The sequence below is a fragment of the Staphylococcus sp. 11007852 genome (assembly GCF_011394325.1).
Lineage (GTDB): Bacteria > Bacillota > Bacilli > Staphylococcales > Staphylococcaceae > Staphylococcus > Staphylococcus agnetis.
Genome location: NZ_JAANBJ010000020.1, coordinates 20,227 through 40,111, shown reverse-complemented (window position 1 = coordinate 40,111; position 19,885 = coordinate 20,227). Strand labels below are relative to the sequence as shown.

At 35.2% G+C, this 19,885-nt stretch carries 20 protein-coding genes; 13 read left to right on the top strand and 7 right to left on the bottom strand.

Going from position 1 to position 19,885, the window contains the following annotated elements:
- Positions 1–125: 125 nt before the first annotated feature.
- Positions 126–605: a thioesterase family protein gene (locus G8Y85_RS05405; protein ID WP_060551695.1), complete on the bottom strand. Its 480-nt coding sequence runs from the start codon at positions 603–605 to the stop codon at positions 126–128.
- 141 nt (positions 606–746) lie between these two features.
- On the opposite strand from G8Y85_RS05405, the gene fni reads away from it, so the two are divergent.
- Both fni and G8Y85_RS05395 read left to right on the top strand, forming a co-directional pair.
- Positions 747–1,763, top strand: a complete 1,017-nt coding sequence (gene fni, locus G8Y85_RS05400; RefSeq protein ID WP_390901911.1) for a type 2 isopentenyl-diphosphate Delta-isomerase — start codon at positions 747–749, stop codon at positions 1,761–1,763.
- 323 nt (positions 1,764–2,086) lie between these two features.
- Positions 2,087–3,289: a GTP-binding protein gene (locus tag G8Y85_RS05395; protein WP_037566615.1), complete on the top strand. Its 1,203-nt coding sequence runs from the start codon at positions 2,087–2,089 to the stop codon at positions 3,287–3,289.
- Between the two features lie 29 nt (positions 3,290–3,318).
- On the opposite strand, the gene gltS is transcribed toward G8Y85_RS05395, so the two are convergent.
- Together gltS and G8Y85_RS05385 are read right to left on the bottom strand one after the other, a co-directional pair.
- Positions 3,319–4,530: a sodium/glutamate symporter gene (gltS, locus tag G8Y85_RS05390; protein WP_060551692.1), complete on the bottom strand. Its 1,212-nt coding sequence runs from the start codon at positions 4,528–4,530 to the stop codon at positions 3,319–3,321.
- 152 nt (positions 4,531–4,682) lie between these two features.
- On the bottom strand, positions 4,683–5,507 hold the full coding sequence (locus G8Y85_RS05385; RefSeq protein WP_060551691.1) for an AraC family transcriptional regulator: 825 nt from the start codon (positions 5,505–5,507) through the stop codon (positions 4,683–4,685).
- A gap of 129 nt (positions 5,508–5,636) precedes the next feature.
- On the opposite strand from G8Y85_RS05385, the gene G8Y85_RS05380 reads away from it, so the two are divergent.
- Both G8Y85_RS05380 and G8Y85_RS05375 read left to right on the top strand, forming a co-directional pair.
- Positions 5,637–6,482 (top strand): hypothetical protein, encoded by an 846-nt coding sequence (locus tag G8Y85_RS05380; RefSeq protein WP_165805541.1) that lies wholly within the window; start codon positions 5,637–5,639, stop codon positions 6,480–6,482.
- A 135-nt stretch (positions 6,483–6,617) separates the two neighbouring features.
- Positions 6,618–7,940, top strand: a complete 1,323-nt coding sequence (locus G8Y85_RS05375; RefSeq protein WP_165805540.1) for a Na+/H+ antiporter NhaC family protein — start codon at positions 6,618–6,620, stop codon at positions 7,938–7,940.
- A gap of 39 nt (positions 7,941–7,979) precedes the next feature.
- Here the strand turns inward: G8Y85_RS05375 and G8Y85_RS05370 are convergent, their stop codons facing one another.
- On the bottom strand, positions 7,980–8,588 hold the full coding sequence (locus tag G8Y85_RS05370; protein ID WP_103345637.1) for a DNA-3-methyladenine glycosylase: 609 nt from the start codon (positions 8,586–8,588) through the stop codon (positions 7,980–7,982).
- Positions 8,589–8,788: 200 nt separating this feature from the next.
- Between G8Y85_RS05370 and G8Y85_RS05365 the strand changes: the two genes are divergently transcribed.
- The 7 genes from G8Y85_RS05365 (at position 8,789) to G8Y85_RS05335 (ending at position 14,624) form a co-directional block, all read left to right on the top strand.
- The gene (locus G8Y85_RS05365) at positions 8,789–9,436 is read left to right on the top strand and encodes a DUF805 domain-containing protein (RefSeq protein ID WP_107370888.1); all 648 of its coding nucleotides are present in this window, start codon (positions 8,789–8,791) and stop codon (positions 9,434–9,436) included.
- Between the two features lie 448 nt (positions 9,437–9,884).
- Positions 9,885–10,553 (top strand): DUF805 domain-containing protein, encoded by a 669-nt coding sequence (locus G8Y85_RS05360; RefSeq protein WP_103345635.1) that lies wholly within the window; start codon positions 9,885–9,887, stop codon positions 10,551–10,553.
- Between the two features lie 173 nt (positions 10,554–10,726).
- Complete coding sequence (locus G8Y85_RS05355; protein WP_085622657.1) at positions 10,727–11,626, top strand: ABC transporter ATP-binding protein; 900 nt, start codon at positions 10,727–10,729, stop codon at positions 11,624–11,626.
- Positions 11,619–12,851, top strand: a complete 1,233-nt coding sequence (locus G8Y85_RS05350; RefSeq protein WP_165805539.1) for an ABC transporter permease — start codon at positions 11,619–11,621, stop codon at positions 12,849–12,851. The genes G8Y85_RS05355 and G8Y85_RS05350 overlap by 8 nt, the downstream gene beginning before the upstream one ends.
- A gap of 174 nt (positions 12,852–13,025) precedes the next feature.
- A complete protein-coding gene (locus G8Y85_RS05345) occupies positions 13,026–13,352 on the top strand; it encodes a YnfA family protein (protein ID WP_107370892.1) in 327 nt (108 codons plus the stop codon).
- 32 nt (positions 13,353–13,384) lie between these two features.
- On the top strand, positions 13,385–14,392 hold the full coding sequence (locus G8Y85_RS05340) for an aldose epimerase family protein (RefSeq protein ID WP_107370891.1): 1,008 nt from the start codon (positions 13,385–13,387) through the stop codon (positions 14,390–14,392).
- Positions 14,393–14,423: 31 nt separating this feature from the next.
- A complete protein-coding gene (locus G8Y85_RS05335; protein WP_060551685.1) occupies positions 14,424–14,624 on the top strand; it encodes a helix-turn-helix transcriptional regulator in 201 nt (66 codons plus the stop codon).
- A 102-nt stretch (positions 14,625–14,726) separates the two neighbouring features.
- On the opposite strand, the gene G8Y85_RS05330 is transcribed toward G8Y85_RS05335, so the two are convergent.
- Complete coding sequence (locus tag G8Y85_RS05330) at positions 14,727–15,377, bottom strand: MOSC domain-containing protein (protein WP_165805538.1); 651 nt, start codon at positions 15,375–15,377, stop codon at positions 14,727–14,729.
- 127 nt (positions 15,378–15,504) lie between these two features.
- On the opposite strand from G8Y85_RS05330, the gene G8Y85_RS05325 reads away from it, so the two are divergent.
- Complete coding sequence (locus G8Y85_RS05325) at positions 15,505–16,194, top strand: ribose 5-phosphate isomerase A (protein WP_165805537.1); 690 nt, start codon at positions 15,505–15,507, stop codon at positions 16,192–16,194.
- A gap of 127 nt (positions 16,195–16,321) precedes the next feature.
- Here the strand turns inward: G8Y85_RS05325 and sdpC are convergent, their stop codons facing one another.
- Positions 16,322–17,356, bottom strand: a complete 1,035-nt coding sequence (sdpC, locus tag G8Y85_RS05320) for a peptidoglycan release complex CPBP-like subunit SdpC (protein WP_165805536.1) — start codon at positions 17,354–17,356, stop codon at positions 16,322–16,324.
- A 313-nt stretch (positions 17,357–17,669) separates the two neighbouring features.
- Between sdpC and hutG the strand changes: the two genes are divergently transcribed.
- Positions 17,670–18,602 (top strand): formimidoylglutamase, encoded by a 933-nt coding sequence (gene hutG, locus G8Y85_RS05315; RefSeq protein ID WP_060551681.1) that lies wholly within the window; start codon positions 17,670–17,672, stop codon positions 18,600–18,602.
- A gap of 237 nt (positions 18,603–18,839) precedes the next feature.
- On the opposite strand, the gene G8Y85_RS05310 is transcribed toward hutG, so the two are convergent.
- Positions 18,840–19,718, bottom strand: a complete 879-nt coding sequence (locus G8Y85_RS05310) for a LysR family transcriptional regulator (RefSeq protein ID WP_060551680.1) — start codon at positions 19,716–19,718, stop codon at positions 18,840–18,842.
- Positions 19,719–19,885 lie beyond the last annotated feature (167 nt).

Genomic DNA, 19,885 nt, shown 5'->3' with positions numbered 1-19,885 from the left:
AGATAAAAAATAGCTAACAAAGTTCACGTATAAATGAATTTTGTTAGCTTATTTTAAATTAATAAATTTGCTATCTGCCAGCCTCGTTTTACTTAATGGGGCTCAAAGTCGTGCACAGGTCTACTTTAATTTTTGGATGGAATACCTATTGGATGACCGAGCTGTTGAGGAAAATCAAGGTTACCTTGAGACTGAGCATAGGTTTGGATTAGTGCAAAGATATCGTCGGGAAATGGTGCAGGCTTTTGAGTTTTACGACTCATGCCCATCATCATCGTTTCGGCTGTCGCACAAGTTTCATTCGTATTTTCATTTATGAGTGTTAAAAAGAAATGGATCCGTTTATCGTCCATATCATAGATTGCAACTTCAATTTTAAACGGTGTTCCTTTTTTTAATTCTTTTAAATAAGAAATATGTGTTTCTAATGTAAAGACTGTATATTGACGTGCATCGCGTTCCGCATTTGTTAAACCTACTTGATCGTGAAAGTGATCAATCGCTAAACTGAAAACACGTGCATATTCAGCATCATTCATATGACCATTACGGTCTATCCAAGCTTCTTGGACTTCATTTTTATCATAAAATGGAAATTGTAACATGAGTCACACTCCTTCAACAATTTTTCATTAATACTATATTAACCTATTTTATAACTTTCACGCATGTCTACACATATAAATGTGATATAGTTAAATTGATACGAGTATATGGAGGGATGCAGGTTGGTAAATCAAAGAGAGATGCGAAAAAATGAACATGTTAAATTAGCGTTAGCACAATCGTCTTTACCAATATCAGATTTTGATCGCATCCATTTTGTCCATCATGCGATTCCGAATATGAATACGCGTGATGTAACAATGGTGTCGCAATTTCCAGACTTTCAATTGTCAAAAGCATTATATATTAATGCGATGACAGGGGGATCAGATTGGACATTAGAGATCAATCAAAAATTGGCACAAGTCGCACGCGAAGTCGGTATACCCATGGCAGTGGGTAGCATGCATGCTGCGTTAAACAATGATGCAGTGAAACAGTCATTTGCGATTGTGAGACAAGAAAACCCTGATGGTGAAGTATGGGCAAACGTGAGTGCAGATGCGACACTTGAAGAGGCAAAACGTGCAATTGAGATGATAGATGCAGCGGCGCTACAAATTCACGTCAATGCCCCGCAAGAATTGGTTATGCCAGAAGGAAATAGAAACTTCGAACACTGGTCAGCATCGATTGCAAGGATTGTAGCAGGTGTTCATGTGCCAGTTATCGTGAAAGAAGTCGGCTTTGGCATGAGCTATGAAACCATTCGTTCACTGATTCAATGTGGTGTCACGTATGTTGACGTTAGTGGCAAAGGTGGTACCAATTTTGCAGCGATAGAGAATGAAAGACGGAAACTAAAGGATATGTCATATATGCAAGAATGGGGGCAGTCTACAGTTGTTTCACTATTAGAAGCACGTAATCTGAATAACCGTATTCATATTTTAGCGAGTGGGGGCATTAGAAACCCGCTTGATGCGATTAAGGCATTGCGATTAGGCGCAGAGGGCATTGGTATGTCACGTCATATTCTTCAAGTTGTTCAAGAAGAAGGTGTAGCGGTTGGCATTGATTATTTAAATGCGTTTCATGAACAGATGATAAAAATCATGACGCTGTTAAACGTTAAGGATATCGTCTCGTTACGTCAATCTTCTATTGTAATAGATGATTACTTAAAATCATGGATTCAACAACGACAACTATACTAAGTTGAATAAAATAAATATTTCACAAGGACTGGGACACAAATCATTTCAATTTTTGGTTCCGTCTTAATGCTCCAAAAGTCTCACTTAAAGAATCAATCACAATTCATTACACGGTACATCACTAAGATTAAATTTATTTGGATAGATAATAGCCAATAAAGTTCATATATAAATGAATTTTTTTGGCTTCTTTAATTAACAGGGGCCTTATGTCCCTGTTTTTTTTATTGTCTCAAATTTTTCTCAGTCTATTGCATTGTAATAAAATGTGGCGTATACTTTTAAATCGTAACAATTACGATTTAAAAGTGGAGGGTCTAATCATGAAGAAAGTACCAGTTACAGTTTTGAGTGGTTATCTCGGTTCAGGGAAAACAACTTTACTAAATCATATTTTAAATCAGCGTGAAGGACGACGCATCGCTGTGATTGTAAATGATATGAGTGAAGTCAATATCGATAAGGATTTAGTTGCTGAAGGTGGGGGCTTATCACGCACAGATGAAAAATTAGTAGAGTTATCTAACGGATGTATTTGTTGTACTTTACGTGAAGATTTACTAAAAGAAGTGGAACGTATCGTTGAAAAAGGGGGTATTGACCATATTGTTATTGAATCAACAGGTATTTCAGAGCCAGTACCCGTAGCACAAACATTCTCATACGTCGATGAGGAACTAGGTATTGATTTAACAGAAATCTGTCAATTAGATACAATGGTAACCGTTGTTGATGCGAATCGCTTTATAAATGATTATCAGTCTGGAGATATGTTACTTGATCGAGATCAAGCAGTAGGAGAAGAAGATGAGCGTACAGTAGCAGATTTGCTCATTGATCAAATAGAATTTTGCGATGTGCTGATCTTAAATAAAATAGATTTAGTATCAGAAGAAGATGCAAATCGTTTAGAGGCAATGTTACGTAAATTACAACCATCAGCAGAAATCATCCGAACAGTTAATTCTGAAGTATCCTTAGACAAAGTATTGGATACTGGAAAATTTGATTTCGAAAAAGCAAGTCAATCTGCAGGATGGTTACAAGAGTTAGAAGCAGGAGGGCACGAAACACATACACCTGAAACAGAAGAGTATGGTATTTCGTCCTTTGTATATAAGCGACGCTTACCCTTTCATGCTGAACGCTTTAATGAATGGTTAGAGCATATGTCTGAATCTATCGTGCGTGCGAAAGGGATTGCTTGGCTAGCACAATATAACAATGTCGCTTGTTTAGTGTCTCAAGCAGGAACAGCTGTGGACATTCATCCTGTAACATATTGGGTTGCAGCGATGCCTAAAGCGGAACGTGCGGCGATTTTACAAGAACGTGAAGATGTGCGTGCAGATTGGGATCCTGAGTATGGTGACCGTCACACACAACTTGTTATTATAGGAATCGATTTAGATAAGGCACAAATTGAAAAAGACTTGGATGCTTGTCTTTTAAATCGTCACGAAATCGATGCGGATTGGTCTCAATTAAAAAGTCCATATGAATGGGAAATTGTAAGACAATCATAAAAAAGTCTGGCACGAATGCCAGACTTTTTTTAAGGTTTAAAAATATTAATAAATGTTGTAATAATTGGTACCCCTAATAAATCAACTAAAAATGCCCCTACAATTGGTACAACAAGATAGGCTCTTGGAGAGTTACCAAACTTCTTTGTAATTGCATCTAAATTTGCCATCGCATTCGGTGTAGCACCTAAGCCGTGACCAATGAATCCACCAATCATTACGGCAGCATCATAATTTTTTCCGAGTAATCGGAAGACGATAAAGATTGAGAATAATGCCACGAAAATAATTTGACATATTACGATGATAACAAGAGGTAACGCTAAGTCGTAAATTTCCGTAATGTTAATACTCATTAACGCTAATGATAAGAAAACACCTAACGAAATATCACCTATACGGTTTGTAAATTTTAAATCAATTAAGTTTAAGTTTCCGTATTCAGAAATGTTGCGAATGATTACAGCGATAAACATTGCCGCAACATATAGTGGAATGTTAAATCCTGTTAAATCTGTAAATAATTCTCCTAAGTATGTGCCAACTGCCATACAGAATAGCAGAATGGCTATTTGAATAAAAAACACTTCCGAAAATGAAAAGCGTTTATGTAAATGTGTATTTTCATCGATTTCAGAGTAGTCTTTTTGTTCGTTTTCAATTTGTTTCGGTGCAAGATCATGTTTTTTAATTAAATAACGAACCACAGGACCTCCAATAAGACCACCTGCGACTAAACCAAGTGTTGCGGCAGCAAGAGCAGCTGTTACAGCTGAGTTAACGCCTAAGTTTTGGATAGTTTGTCCATAAGCTGCGGCGTTACCATGGCCACCTTCCATTGACATTGCCCCTGCAGTTAAACCAAGTAATGGATCAATACCTAATACTTTTGAAAGGGAAACACCAATCACGTTTTGCATTGTCGCAAGGACACCACAAAGTACCCAATAAACAATAAGGACCTTTCCACCTAACTTTAGGAGCTTAAATGAAGCACCTAAACCAATTGTAGTGAAAAAGGCTAACATGAAAAAGTCTTGGAAAAATTTTCCGTTTAATTTAATTGTTAAAATGCCTGTGCTAGATAAAATAGCTGCTAAGATTGCAAATATTAAACCACCTATTACCGGGGACGGGATACTCAAACGGTTAAATATAGCGACCCTGTTGACAATGGCGTGCCCTATGAGTAAAAGAAACACGGCAAGACACAAGGTTGATATTTCATTTAATTCAATCATGCTGGGTTATCCTCCTCGTATAAATAATGAGAGCGCTTTATACGCTCACGTCAGTTTATTATACTACATGAGAAATAAAAATCTATATTAAATTTATGTTAAAGAGATTAATACATGTTTACGTGTAAAATACCTATTTTGCAATGATTAAATTATTTATACATCTTCCGATACGTTGAAGGGGGCATGTCAAAATGCTTACGAAACGCTTTTGAGAATAATAACGGATCATTGTATCCGACATTTTGAGCAATCTCTTGAATAGGCTTTGAAGTCGTTTTAAGCATTGAGGATGCATGGTATAACCGTAAATAGACTAGGTATTGTTGAGGCGATTGATCCATCCACTTCATAAACAATTTGTATAAATAACTGCGACTTACTTTAGCATGCTGTGCCACATCATCAATCGAAATCGTATGCATATAATGTTGATTCATATAATTCACAGCGGCTTGTACGCTAGAGTATATTTCATTAGGATGGCTTTCAAAAGGTTTAGGAGAAAGTTGTGTTAGTAAAAATAATAATTTATATAAGTCACTTAAATGGTGAATATCATCAGATGCTGTGGTTTCATAGGTGATGGCACGTTCGCATATTTGATACATTAATTTGGAAAGTTTCGAAGTATCTTGATTTAATACGACAGGACAGTCGATGAGCGTGGTGCGTTTTAAATAGTCCATTGCTAAGTTTCCGCTAAAACCCACCCAATGATAGGTCCATGGATCATCAGTTGACGCTTCGTAATGGACACGCATGCCTTCTCGTAATAAAAACATATCTCCTGCTTTTAACTCATAAGACGTGTGTTGGTGTGTGAACGTTCCTGTTCCAGACATAATAATGTGTAATACAGCAGGCTTTACAACTGTATATTGATAACTTACATTAGGGGTGCCAATTTCAATACCACATTCATCAATATTCGCTTCAAAATGATTCTTTTTAAATAATTTCCATAATAATTGCACGAGAACAACTCCTTTAATATGGAAACATTTTACCATGTTTTTGAATGATAGTAATATATTACAAGTGAAAAAAGTGTGTTAAGTTATGAAAGTACAAAAAAGTGTAGTCTTATTTATTGGAGGTCTATTATGTATATAGAAAAAAAACGCATTACCCCTTATAAAAATCAAAATCGTATTTCATCTCCTAGACTTTTAACACCATTTATGAATAAACAAGAATATTTTAATATACCTCAAAAAGAAGAAGCGGCAGCATGTATACCTGTCCAATTTGTCAGCAAATTTGAAGATTACTCATCATTATTGCTGGACCACGTATCGCATCAAGGGCAAAAAGATAACGCCGTGGTTCCAAATGTCTGTACAACGTTAACAGCACAATTTATGGTAGATGATTATGACAAAGCTCAAGATTACCATTTATATGTTCATGACATTCTATGTCCGATGCTGATTGTTATTGATGACGCCATCGTTTCTTATATAGAACCAGATGACACATATCACCGTATCGATATCACACATCTCGTTACCTCGGGTAGTCATGAATTAAAAATAATAGCTTATCAAAAATGCAATGATGCAACATATCCGTCTGCCAACATTTTACTAGATGACATCTATATTGTTACGCGTGCTTATGATCGTATAGAAGATTTTGATATATATTGTCAATATGAATCTGAAACAGGTTTGTTACAACCTACCTTAAATATTAAAGATATCGAAGGTGCACCTCAAATCACTTACAGTATTCTTGATCAGTTTGGAGAAACGTTAGTTACAGATGAGGTCAATATTGATCAATCGAACCGTTTGAATCTCAACGCGATTACTTTAGATGACAGTACTATTCATCATTTAACTTTAATGCTCGAAACGCAAGATGAAGTCATCATGCATGAATTAATGATGAAATTTGTGATGCCTACTATAGAAGCACAACACCCTACAAAAGTATTTACGATGTAGTAAAAACAAGTGTACAAGTGAATATTAAAGGGTGTATACGCATACAATTTTAACTTTAAAAAAAGTTAGACTTGTCAAATTGTTATATGGGTGTATAATTCATATCATAAAACTATGGATTAAGGAGCGTCACCCATGTCAAACGAATTACGAAGTCAGAAACATTATGGGGCATTAGCGTTATTGCCATTGGTTGTATTTTTAATTATATATGTTGGTGTAGGATTATTTTTTACAATCATAGGAAAAGACGAAGCATTTAATCAACTACCGAGACATGTTGCGATTATGATTGCCATTGCCATCGCTTGGCTCGCTTATGATAGACGTACCCCTTTAGCAAAAAAAGTAAAAATCTTTACTGAAAATGCTGGGTCGTCAGGTATCGCTGAATTAGGATTGATTTTATTACTTGCAGGGGCATTTGCAAGTGCAGCGAGCGCATCAGGCGGTCAAGACGCATTAGTTAATATGGGATTGTCAATAATACCACCTAGTTTATTAATTCCAGGTATTTTTGCGATGAGTGCATTTGTAGCTACGGCAATGGGCACATCAACCGGCACACAAGCTGCGTTTTTACCTATCGGCATTGCAGTCGCACAATCTGCAGATTTAAATGTTGCAGCGGCTGCAGCGGCTGTGATTGCTGGTGCGTATTTTGGGGACAATTTATCGATTATTTCTGATACTACGATTGCAGCAACTACAGGGGTAGGCGCAAATATGAAAGATAAATTTAAAGCGAATTTTATGATTGCATTACCCGCTGCGGTCATTACGTTTATTATTTATGCGATTGTAGGAGGCACAGGTAAGATTAAAGGTGACTTGTCCTTCAATTTCTTCGATATCATCCCGTATCTATTTGTATTAATTGCCGCAATTGCCGGCATGAATGTCATGTTTGTTTTACTTCCAGGGATTGTATTAACAGGCATTATCGGTATGATTCGTGGTCATTTGCACTTCTTTGAATGGACAGCCAAAGTTGGAGAAGGTATGGAATCTACGTTTAGTATCTTTTTAGTGGCCTTCTTAATTTCTGGGCTTGTCGCATTGATTCGATATTACGGTGGTATTGATTGGATTGTCGAAACGATGAAAAAGCAAGCACGTGGGCGCAAAAGTGCTGAGTATGCAATGGGGATTTTATCGGGTATTTTATCAGCAGCGCTCGTTAACAATGTCGTTGCAATTTTAATTGCAGCACCTATCGCTAAAGAAATTGGCGATGCTTCACAAATTCCACCGAAACGGATGGCAAGTATTTTGGATATCTTTGCCGCAAGTGCTTTAATGGTGTTACCTCACGATAGTGGAATGTTAATGGCCGAACAATTCGGCAATGTGTCTTATTTAGAAGTACTCCAATATTCATTTTATCCAGTTATTTTAATATTATGTACTTTTATATCAATTCATTTAGGTATGTTTAAAGGAAAGAAAGCAGCATAATAGAAAGCGCACGCGAACGAATCATCGCGTGCGTTTTTTCTATTTCCAAGTCTCATCAGGGTGTATATAATCCCGTTTACGTTGGTGAGAGACGTAAGGATTACCGTGCACAGTATATCTTAAAGGTTTATGTGTCCATTGACCTTTATTAGGAATACCAATACGTGGACTTTCAACGATGTTGCGTGGATATTTACGGTTTTTTGTATCTATTTTTAAACGGCCTTCATTGAGCCGAGTGCCATCTATAGTACGTGGAATTTGCATCGCAGTAGTAAATTTACCGGGTCCATTTGTGAGCTCATAACCTGATTTACCTCGATTTTGAATCATCATTTCAATGCCATCCTCTGGTTCTATTGCACGAATCAGTACGCCTTCTGGAACACCTTTTGCTTGAGTAACAAAATTAATGAGCAGATAACGGTGCATCATATGACCATAAATGGTTCCACCTAACTGATAAAGCGAACGTACTTTAGGTGTTTGTTTACCTTTATAGCCATGTGCGGCTTGATCTTCAAAACCTAAATACGCTTCCGTCTCTACGATGTAACCCGTATAAGTCATTTGATTACTCTCATAAATGAGTTTAACGCCAAGTAAGTCTTTCGCAACCTCTGTCGTAGGTCGGTGAATAAAATCCATAATGAACTGCCTCCAATAAGTCATTACTGTAAGTGTAACGAAAAGAACACGTTGCGTAAAAGGAGAACACCTAAATTTATTATAATCTTAATCATAAGCATTATTATTGTTAAAAATCAATATTTAATTTTTAACAAAAGTTTAATATACTTAGGGTAAGGTTTTATATGGATTAAAATTTAAAAGGGGGACTATCTTCTATGATAGCAACACCGCAAGTAGGTTTTTTAGAAGCTTTTAAGCTCTTTTGGTTGAACTATATTAACTTTAAGGGTCGTAGTCGACGTAGTGAGTATTGGTGGGTCATGTTATGGCATATCATTATACTTCTACCATTTAATTTTTTAAATGGCTTAGCATCTGCCATTTCAGATGAATTAAGTTACATAATTCTAACCATTATCATCTTGTATTATATAGTAACGTTTCTTCCTAATTTGGCACTCACAACGAGACGTTTTCATGATTACGGCTTTTCAATGTTAGTACCGATCATTAATATAATTGTGTGTATTTTAGGCTATTTGAACTTAATAATAGTAGTAAGTTCAATGGTTGGCCTAATCGCAAGTTCTTCATCAACTTTTGGTGTGATAGCTTTAAATTTTTTAATCCTTTTTATCATTGCTTCGTTTGGCTTACAAATTTTTATATTAGTGATTAGTGTTATGGATAGTAAAGAGGAAGCGAACAAGTATGGACCTTCACCTAAGTATGTGCAGTATGAAGCATCATACATAGAACCTAATCAGGGCAACATGCATCAACAAACGCATCAACCTATAACATCTAATGAAGAAGGATTACCTCAGAAAGACAATTACAACACGGATCATAAAAATATGTAATTATAAAAGATGCAGAACAACAATCACTACGATGATTGTTCTGCTTTTTTATATTTTAAAATCAACTGCTATAAGAGCCGTTATTGAATTTCAACTAGGATTTTATATGGAATGTTGTAATAAAACATATTAACTTTCCATTCATTTTCCTAACTAAATGTATTTAACGGTTGGTAAGTAAACTTTGAAGTTCAATTATCTATAGAAAGTAACGGCGTATTAGGGAAAGTTTCAGTAATTGTTAAGAAAAACCATCTGACAATGACGTTCAAAGTCTCGTGCATACAAAAGTTAAGAGTTTATATAAGAAAAAATCACAAATATCACTACAAATCTTAAAAAGAAATCTTTATTGTTGTCAGTAATCCATATTTATTTTTAAATGAACATTTAATATACTTATGTTGAAGATTTATATAGATTACAATTTAAGGGAGATTGATTTTTTATGTATGCAACATCGCAAATAGGTTTTTTAAAAGCATTTAAACTTTTTTGGTTGAACTATTGCAACTTTCAGGGGCGTGCGCGTCGTAGTGAATTTTGGTGGGTTGTGTTGTGGCATACAATAATACTATTACCATTTTATTTTTCAATTTCCTATGCATCTGCCATTACAATTGAATTAGGGTACTTAATTCGAATGATTACCTTATTTTATCTTACAGTAACGTTCATCCCTAACTTGGCACTCACAACGAGACGTTTGCATGATTACGGCTTTTCAATATTAGCACCGATCATTACAATAGTTGCTTGGATTTTGTCTTTTTTGTCTTTTATGTATGCAATATTTACGATATTTGATCCATATGCAACTGATACGGGACATTCGATAGAGAATAGTGCTTTTTTCTTGTCATTTATTATGTTGATTGTCGCGTTAAGCTTACATATTTTTATATTAGTGATTAGTGTTATGGATAGTAAAGAGGAAGCGAACAAGTATGGACCTTCACCTAAGTATGTGCAGTATGAAGCACCATACATAGCTCCAAAACAGGGTGACATAACTGATAACGGAAACGAAACAGAAGCAGCACGTGAAAATATAAATACAACTAATGAGGAAACTCCTCTAAAAGAGAATCACAACATGGATAACAAAAAAATGTAATTACAAAAGATGCAGAACAACAATCACCACGATGGCTGTTCTGCTTTTTTATATTTTCTTAAATTAAAGGTATCTTTATGTAAACTATATAAGTCTTTTTGACAAATATATTTGTCAAATCAAAGCGTGTTATAGTATACTTACATTATCAAATAGAGAAAGGGCGATACGCTATGTCATTAAAGGTGGCGCATGTCAGCAAGAAGTTTAAAGATATCACAGCCGTCGATGATATTTCTTTCGAGCTTGAAACGGGTAAAATGTTAGGGTTTTTGGGACGAAATGGTGCAGGTAAAACGACGACATTTCGTATGATTTTAGGATTAACTGAACCGTCAGAAGGTGAGATTTATTTTAACGGTGAGACGATTAAGGCTTCCCATTATGATGTAATCGGTTATTTACCTGAAGAACGTGGCTTACATGCGAAATTAAAAGTTGAAGAAGAGTTAACGTATTTGGCAACGCTAAAAGGGATGCCTAAAAAAGAAATTAAACGCGCGATTGACTATTGGTTAGAACGATTTCATATTACTGAACATCGAAACAAAAAAATTGAATCTTTATCAAAAGGGAATCAACAGAAAGTGCAACTTCTTGCGAGTATGATTCATGAACCTCAGTTGCTTATTTTGGACGAACCCTTTAGTGGTCTTGATCCAGTCAATGTTGAATTGTTAAAAAAAGCCGTAATTGAATTGAATCAAAAGGGAACGACCATCATTTTTAGTTCACATCGCATGGAACATATCGAAGAATTGTGTGATGACGTATGCATTTTAAATAGAGGACAAATGGTAGTACAAGGGCCAATTCAAACGGTGAAACGTAACAGTGGTTATCAGCGTGTAGTTATCGAATCCACATTTAATTTAGACGACTTAAAAGATGTCCCTGGTGTGATTGATACAAAACATACACCTCAAAAATATGTTTTCATTATTGAAAATGAAGATGTAGCGAAAGTATTATATTCCAAAATACAAACATTTGGATATGTGAAACATTTTGAAGTGCTTGATCCAACAATTCAAGAAATTTTTATTGAAAAAGTGGGTGATCATCATGCATAAGTTTTTAGCGACATTCAAATTAACCTATTTCAGTAAACTTAAATCAAAAGCCTTTGTTATTACAACATTATTATTTATGTTAGCAATTATTGGGATAGCCAATGCAGACAAAATTATAAAAATGTTTGATGATGGTCAGAATCACATTGCGATTGTTACTCAAGATAATCAAGTGTTTAACTATATTAAAAAAACGAATGAAGCATTACATAAAGACACAACTTATAAGAAACTTTCAGCATCTAAAGTTGATCAAGCATTAAAAGATGAAAAGATTGATCAAGCTTATATTATTAATACAGATGATGGCCGTTTATCGGCAACAATTAAAGCGAGTAAAGCACCGTCTGAAGAAGAGCAAAAAAAGCTTCAAACTGTTTTAACACAATATCAATCACAACAAGTCGCTCAAAAATTAGGACTGTCAGCTCAAGAACAAAAACAATTATTTACACCAAGTAATGTGGATACAAAAGTGATTAAAGTGGGAGAAGGACAATCAATTAACCAAAATGAAAAAGATTTTAGTTCCTTTATTGTAATGCTAGGCAGTTTCTTAATGATGTTTATTATTTTGAATTATGCGAATCAAATTGCAATGGAAGTCGCAACTGAAAAAACATCAAGAGTATCTGAAATGATAATTACCAGTGTGAAACCCTCACTTCATATTATTGCTAAAATTTCAGGGGTGCTCGCCGTTGCGTTGACACAAATTGTTGCGATTGCTGCAACCATTGTTGCATGTATCATCTTTTTTGATCTTGGGAAAAAATTAAAAGGGTTGGACTTTATGCTCACACCGCACATTACAAGATTGATTGTTTTTGGCATCATCTTTTTATTAATAGGTGTGTTCACATATGTCGTTTTTGCAGCCATATTAGGTAACTTAACCGCAAGAATTGAAGATATGGGTCAAACGTTAATGCCATTAACGATGTTGATGCTTGCGAGTTTTTATACGGGCTACTTTAGTGCGGTTACAAACCCAGATAACCTTTTCGTTAAAATTATGAGTTATGTTCCATTTTTCTCACCATTTGTTACATTTGCGAGATTATCAATTCCTGAAACACCAACTTATGAAGGAATTATCGCAATAGTAATTCACATTGTGCTCATTTTGGTGCTTTTCTACTTTGCAAAAAAATCATATCAAAATGCAGTACTTACTTTTGAAAAAGGTTGGTGGAAAGCATTAAAACGGGCACTTCAAAAATAAAAGATAAATGGTAGATATTCATTCGAATCTGTCTCGTGAATGACCATATAAGTCTTCAAATCTCGTATATATGCGATATTTGAAGGCTTTTTTAAATGACACAAAAAATTCTATCCACAAGTATTGTTGAAACTGATACAATATAAAAAAAGTATTTGAGGTGGAATCATGGGCATTTTTTATCCCATCACGATATTCATTTTAGCCGGTTTCTGTGAAATAGGTGGAGGTTATCTGATTTGGCTATGGTTAAGAGATGATAAGCCGATGTGGTTAGGTTTAGCCGGAGGAATGATTCTAATGCTTTACGGAATGATTGCAACGTTTCAAAGTTTTCCGACATTTGGACGTGTGTACGCTGCTTATGGTGGCGTCTTCATTATCTTAAGTTTACTGTGGGCACACTGGATTGACCATGAACCACCTGATAAATATGATGTTATTGGCGGTATCATTTGCATTGTAGGGGTATTAGTGATGGTGCTTCCATCAAGAGGTTGATTGGAGCGCATTTAAAGGAGTTAGATGAAAGTATGAAAATTGGGATTGAACATCAAGCGAATGGCATAGATTTAATAAAAATACATCATAAAACCATGTCTATCGTCTTCACAAATTATGGCGCACGTATTGTCAGTTGGAAAATCGATTATAATAATATTGTTTTAGGGAATGAAGTTGAAGCGGATGAATTTTATCCTAATCATCCATATTATTTTGGTGCAACCATAGGTCGTTATGCGGGTAGAATTGACAAAGGCACTTTCACATTAAATCACCAAACGTATCAAGTTGAAACAAACGCTGAAGGTCATCATTTACATGGCGGGTCTAAGGGATTATCGTCACGTTTATTTGATTATAGTATTCATCAACATGAACATGATGTGAAGGTCATTTTTACGACGCAAGTACTGAGTTCTGAGGATGATTTCCCGGGTAATATAGATGTGCGTATTGTCTTTACTTATGATGTAACCAATACTTGGACGATTGAATACTATGCAAATTCAACAGAAGATACACTATTTAATCCAACAAATCATGCTTATTTTAATTTAAATCCAGATAATAGAACAATCGATAATCATGTTTTAATAAGTGACAAAATGCATTTATTTCCTTTGAATGATGCACGGTTACCTCAGAATAAGCCGATTGATTTAATAAAAACAATGGGTGTCAATCGTATTCCGATTCAAACAATATTTCAATCACAAGATCCTAGATTACATCCTCAAATCGAACGTTTTAAAGGATTAGATCATCCTATGGAAGTTGGTAACGGAAAACTCACATTATCAAACGATAAAGTGATGTTACATGTCATTACAGATCGACCACAAATTGTAGTGTATACATTTAATTCACCAGAAAAGCGAGCACATGCGAATCAGCTCTTTAAATCTCATTCTGGTATTGCATTGGAAACGCAAAGTATGCCTAATGACATACATATGTTTGGTCATAAAGCGCATTCTATCTTACGCGCCAACACACCGTTTTATTCAAAAACATCCTATCAAGTTGAACCTATGTAAAAAAATTTTGTGCGCTAAAGGAGATGACGCAATGCGTACACGTTTAAAAGAATTACGTGCACGTGAGGGCTATAATCAAACAGAATTGGCCAAAAAAGCTGGTGTCTCAAGACAAACCATCTCACTTATTGAACGTAATGAATTTATGCCCTCTATTCTAACGGCGTTTAAAATCGCTCGAATATTTGGAGAAAAGGTAGAAGATGTATTCATATTTGATGAAGACCACTAACATCATGTGTAGTACAGCGTCACTATCATTGTAAAATATCAATCGCCCTCACAATTCATTTTAAATGAATCCTGAAGGCGATTTCTGTTTGCTATGATAATGTTAAAAGCATCTAGCTAAGCGTTTTTCTAAAGTCTTACGGCGTTCTGTAGTAATAAACGAGTTTTTTATGGCATATGAGAGTTTTTCTTTATTTTTCTTGTCATTATAATACACGTCATTTAAAGCTTGAACAGATAATCGTGTGTCATTCGGAGCTTCTTTAATCAATGTTAAATTACTATCAGGATACACGAGCCCTTCTTTGATAACTCTGAAATAACAACCTGTTTTACCGGTTGCCATCATACGTTTCATGATGCCTTTATATTGATATTTACGCTGAATTTTATTACAAGGCTCCCTGATTTCTGAAACTTCTATAATTGCCTCACCGATTTGATATTGATTGCCAAAATATAAATCATTTTCATCAATATCATTTACAGAAATGTTCTCGCCAAACATTGCATATTCAGGGATAGGTGAAATCACATCTTCCCACATAGTATAGTGCGTTGTACTAAATAAGCATAGCGCTTTATCAGGACCACCGTGACCGTGGTATGCTTGTTCATCACCTTCAAAACCTAATTTAGAAAGCCAAGTGGGCGCATCAATAGGTGTTTTATCCATACCACTCTTCATAGGTTTCTCATCGTAATGTAACGTTTTAATTTTACCTGCGCAAATCGCCTGGATTGTGTAATTCATCAATGAACCTCCTTGTCTTTCAATAAATATATTGTATATGAAAAAATGTAAAACGTCTTGTAGTGGGTGCCATTATGGTGCATATTCATGTAAAATAAAAGTATAAAATAAATCAAGGGAGCGTCATTTGATGGATACGAAACAACTTAAATTAATGACTTTAACAGATGCTGTTGAACGTATTGAAGATGGTATGATTCTAGGTATTGGAACAGGTAGTACGATTGAGTTATTAGTTCCCGAAATCGCCAAACTTATCGAAAAAGGCTATGAACTTAAAGGCGTATGTACCTCAGAACGTACGGCATATCAAGCGAAAGCTCTGAACATTCCTATACTAGACATTAATGATGTTGAAAAGATTGATTTAGCTATTGATGGTGCTGATGAAATTGATCCAAATTTAAATTTAATCAAAGGTGGCGGAGGTGCATTATTTAGAGAGAAAGTCATAGATGCATTTGCGACGCGTTTTATCGTTTTAGCTGACCAAACGAAATGTGTATCTTACTTAGGTGAGACATTTAAACTACCTGTGGAAGTCGACCAATTTAACTGGTATCAACTTGGTAAACAAATTGAAGCCGATTATCCTGTAAAAGCCTATCGTCGTATGGTTGAAGATACGCCATTGATTACAGATAATGGGAATTATATTTTAGATGTTGAAATGACATCTCAGATTGATCCATATGCGTTTCATGAATACCTTATTCATTTAACAGGCGTATTAGAAACTGGGTATTTCTTAGATATTGCGGATGAGGCGATAGTTGGGACAGAAACTGGTGTAAAAATTTTAACGAAATCACACTAATTAAAAGCACTTATTTTTAAAGTACAGGTCTATATATCAATAATGAGAAAATATAAAAACCTTCAACGTTCACTCAAGTGAATTTTGAAGGTTTTTGAAATATTTAGCTATTGTTTTTTAAGTTCATTTAACGACGTATATGTCTATGTTGACGGTTGAATGATTGTGGTTCATCTTCCTGAACAATTGCACGTGCACGTGTTTCTTCACTCACATGTGCATTTTGGTCATGCGTTTTCGTCGTTAATGCTTCATGTTCAGTATCGTTCTCATGATTTTCAGTTTCAGAGGTATCGTGAGCATGTCTCGCTGCATTGTCCGCTTCCTCAATTTCAGCTTCGCGTGACTGCTTATTAAACATCGGCGTATCATCGTCATCGCCTTCATGACGGGGCATGATAAGTCGCTTAATTAAACTGAAAAGTATCACGATGATGGCAATTGCTGCTGTTGCATAGGCAAGGACTTGCATAGAAAAGACATCGCCAATCTCTTCACTAAAGAAAAACACTTTGGCGAATGACATTGCCGCATGGAAGAGGGTAGCAATATAAATGGCATGCCCCCCTGTACCTCTAACAAGTTCACCGACAAGCATTGAGAATGAGAAAACATAAATTGCACTGTACATCGTATATGGCATACCAAACGCAGTGTTAACATCCCAAATGAGGTAAAGTAAACTTACACCGACATTTGCGATTAAAAATGGTAAACGTCTTTCAACGATATTGAGCAAGTACGCACGAAAACCGGACTCAATGAAAAATGCCATAAAAAGATGTCCGATTAATATAGTCCAAACGGTTTCTGATAAATCTTTTGCTTGTAATAAAATAAAGCTATTACCATACGTGTTAAAGCTATACATACCAATAATAAAAATTACTAAAGGTAATGTTAAGGCAAGGATAAGGCGTTCAATCACTTTTAAATTGATGCCTAATTTGAAACCTTCAAGCTGTTCTTTTTTATGCTTAAAGATGAGTATAAAAACAATTGCAGCAATAAATGGTCCTAAACTATTTAGTGAAAACACAAAGTTTTTTAAACCAGATGCTTGTTGAAAATCTCTTAAAATTATCGGGCTCGCATATGCAATAACAAAGAAAATGAATATCGTCAATGCCCATTGAAAGCCAGATATACGAGAATGCTTCATAGTTAATCCTCCATATTCAAGGTACGCAAAATTATCATTTTTAATAATATGAAACGCACTAAGTACAAATCATATCAAGTCAATATTAGAATCTAGCTTACATTATAACGGTATATTTACAATAAATAAATTGATGCATGAAATTATCATCTAATTGTAATAAAAGTATAACCTTGAAAGCGTTTTTATATTGAATTAAACAGGGTATAATATAGAGGTATTATGATTAGAAACCACGCTTAGCTGTAGGTCAGATGATAATAGTAGTCATGAAATCTCACGTTATTGATTCTATTGAAAGGGGATGCTTAAAATGTACCAATCGCCACAACGTCATGTATGGACGGGGAGATTAGATAGTGAAGTCGAACGTGAATCTTTTCGCCATTTTCAAACCATACATTTCGGTGATATTCATAATATCGCGTCACAAGCCAATGGTATCGCGTTATTCGGTTATGCAGTTGATAAAGGTGTTGAATTAAATAAGGGACGCACAGGTGCAAAAGATGGACCGGACGCTATTAAGAAAGCTTTCGCTAATCTTCCTGCTGCGACGGAAACGTCCATTATCGATTATGGCAATTTAACACATAGTCAATCACAACTTATTGAGACTCAAAAAATATTTGGTACATATGTGCATCAATTAATCAAAAATCACCAGCGTACTTTTTTGTTAGGCGGGGGACATGACATCGCTTATGCTCAGTATTTAGGTGTGCGAGCTGCATACCCAAATCAATCTATAGGCGTTATTAATATAGATGCGCATTTTGATACGCGCAAAGAAGCGGAGTCAACATCAGGCACAAGTTTTCGACAAATGATAGAAGAAGATTCCAATTTAGATTACTTTGTCATAGGTATTCAAAGACCTGGGAATACATCGAGTTTATTTCGTTATGCGGAAGAAACGCAAACTCAGTATGTTTTAGCAGATGAACTAGTGGAACATATTGATCCACGGATTAAAGATAAAATCGAGCACTTTATTACACACCATGACGTCATTTTATTTACAATTTGTATGGATGTGATAGATAGCGCCTATGCACCCGGGGTTAGTGCAAGTGCTGTACTCGGTTTGACACCCCATTGTGTACTCTCGTTAGCCAAACGTATTCTTCAATTTGATAATGTGACGACAGTAAGTATCGCAGAGATGAACCCTACTTATGATGTCGATCAACGTACCGCTAAACTTATTGGTCAATTCTTGTCTCATTTTATCCACTATTCGTAAAATCGATATTTAGACAAGTACAGTCGTGTTAGGCGCCAAAATGAGCCAGCTGCAGTCATTAAATATGAGTGTGGCTGGCTTTTTGATGATTTAAAAAGGTTGGACTCAATGCTTGACAATGAGTGATTTATTGAGAGATTTCTCAAATTTATAATCTTTAAGCATGTCGAGAATGACTCGAGTGCCGTAGGAAAGCGCTCAAAATCTTAAAACATTGCATCATGAACAAAACCACTTCTATATACGATGTACCGCCCAGTAATTTTGAATTTTGTCTAATAGCGCTGTCATTTGGGGCGTGAATTGTCTGTTTTTAGCAACATTAATATATATAGTTCGCTCTATTTTAGGTTGAATAGGAATGGCGTCGAGGTGATTAGTCTTAAATGATTGGTAGTAAATTCTAGGTATCACTGCATAGCCCATTTGCTGATGAACAAAATTTGTCGCCATTTCAAAGCGTTCTACTTCCATGACGATATTTGGACGTGCTTGCAAATGTGTGAAATAGTCATCAATATGTTTTCTTACTTGATAGGGCTGTATTGGTACAATTAAAGGTAAATTTTGAATGGATAATGACGTTTGCCCTTTAAATGTTTCTCTTGGTGTCAATACGACATAATCTTCTGTATATAATGGGATGGATGTAATTGCTTCATGTTTAATTTTGTCATTGGACAGCCCTAAATGAATTTCAAAATCAAGTAAATGTTGCGTTAAAGTATCTAAATCTAAAATTTCAGTAACTTGATAATGTTGATCGACATGTTCAAGTTGATGTTGTTTTATAACTGTAGCAACCCAATGAGCAGTTGATTCGAGAATAGAGAGTTTAATTTTTGGTGTTTGACTCAATTTTAAATCATACATTTGTTCTAAAGTTAAATGATATTGGTTCACTAATTTTTGGGCATGATTATAAAATTGAATGCCTTTTTCGGTAATTGAAATATCTTTTGTTGTTCGCTTCAGTAATGCGTAGCCTAATTGATCTTCCATTTTTTTAATGGTAGCGGTTAAAGAGGGTTGACTTATATGCAATGTGCGCGCAGCTTTTGTAAAGCTATTTTGGTTCACCACTTCAATAAAATATTCCAGTTGAACAATTTTCATCTCAACACCGTCCATTTATAGTTTTAAGTTATTAATAATTAGTTTATTTATATTGGTCATTAATATCTTAACATATTACAATAAAAGTGTGGATGGTTCGAACCATTTTAAATATTCATGTATGCCATGCTTACAGTGCATGGCACAAGGAAGAAATGATTGGTATT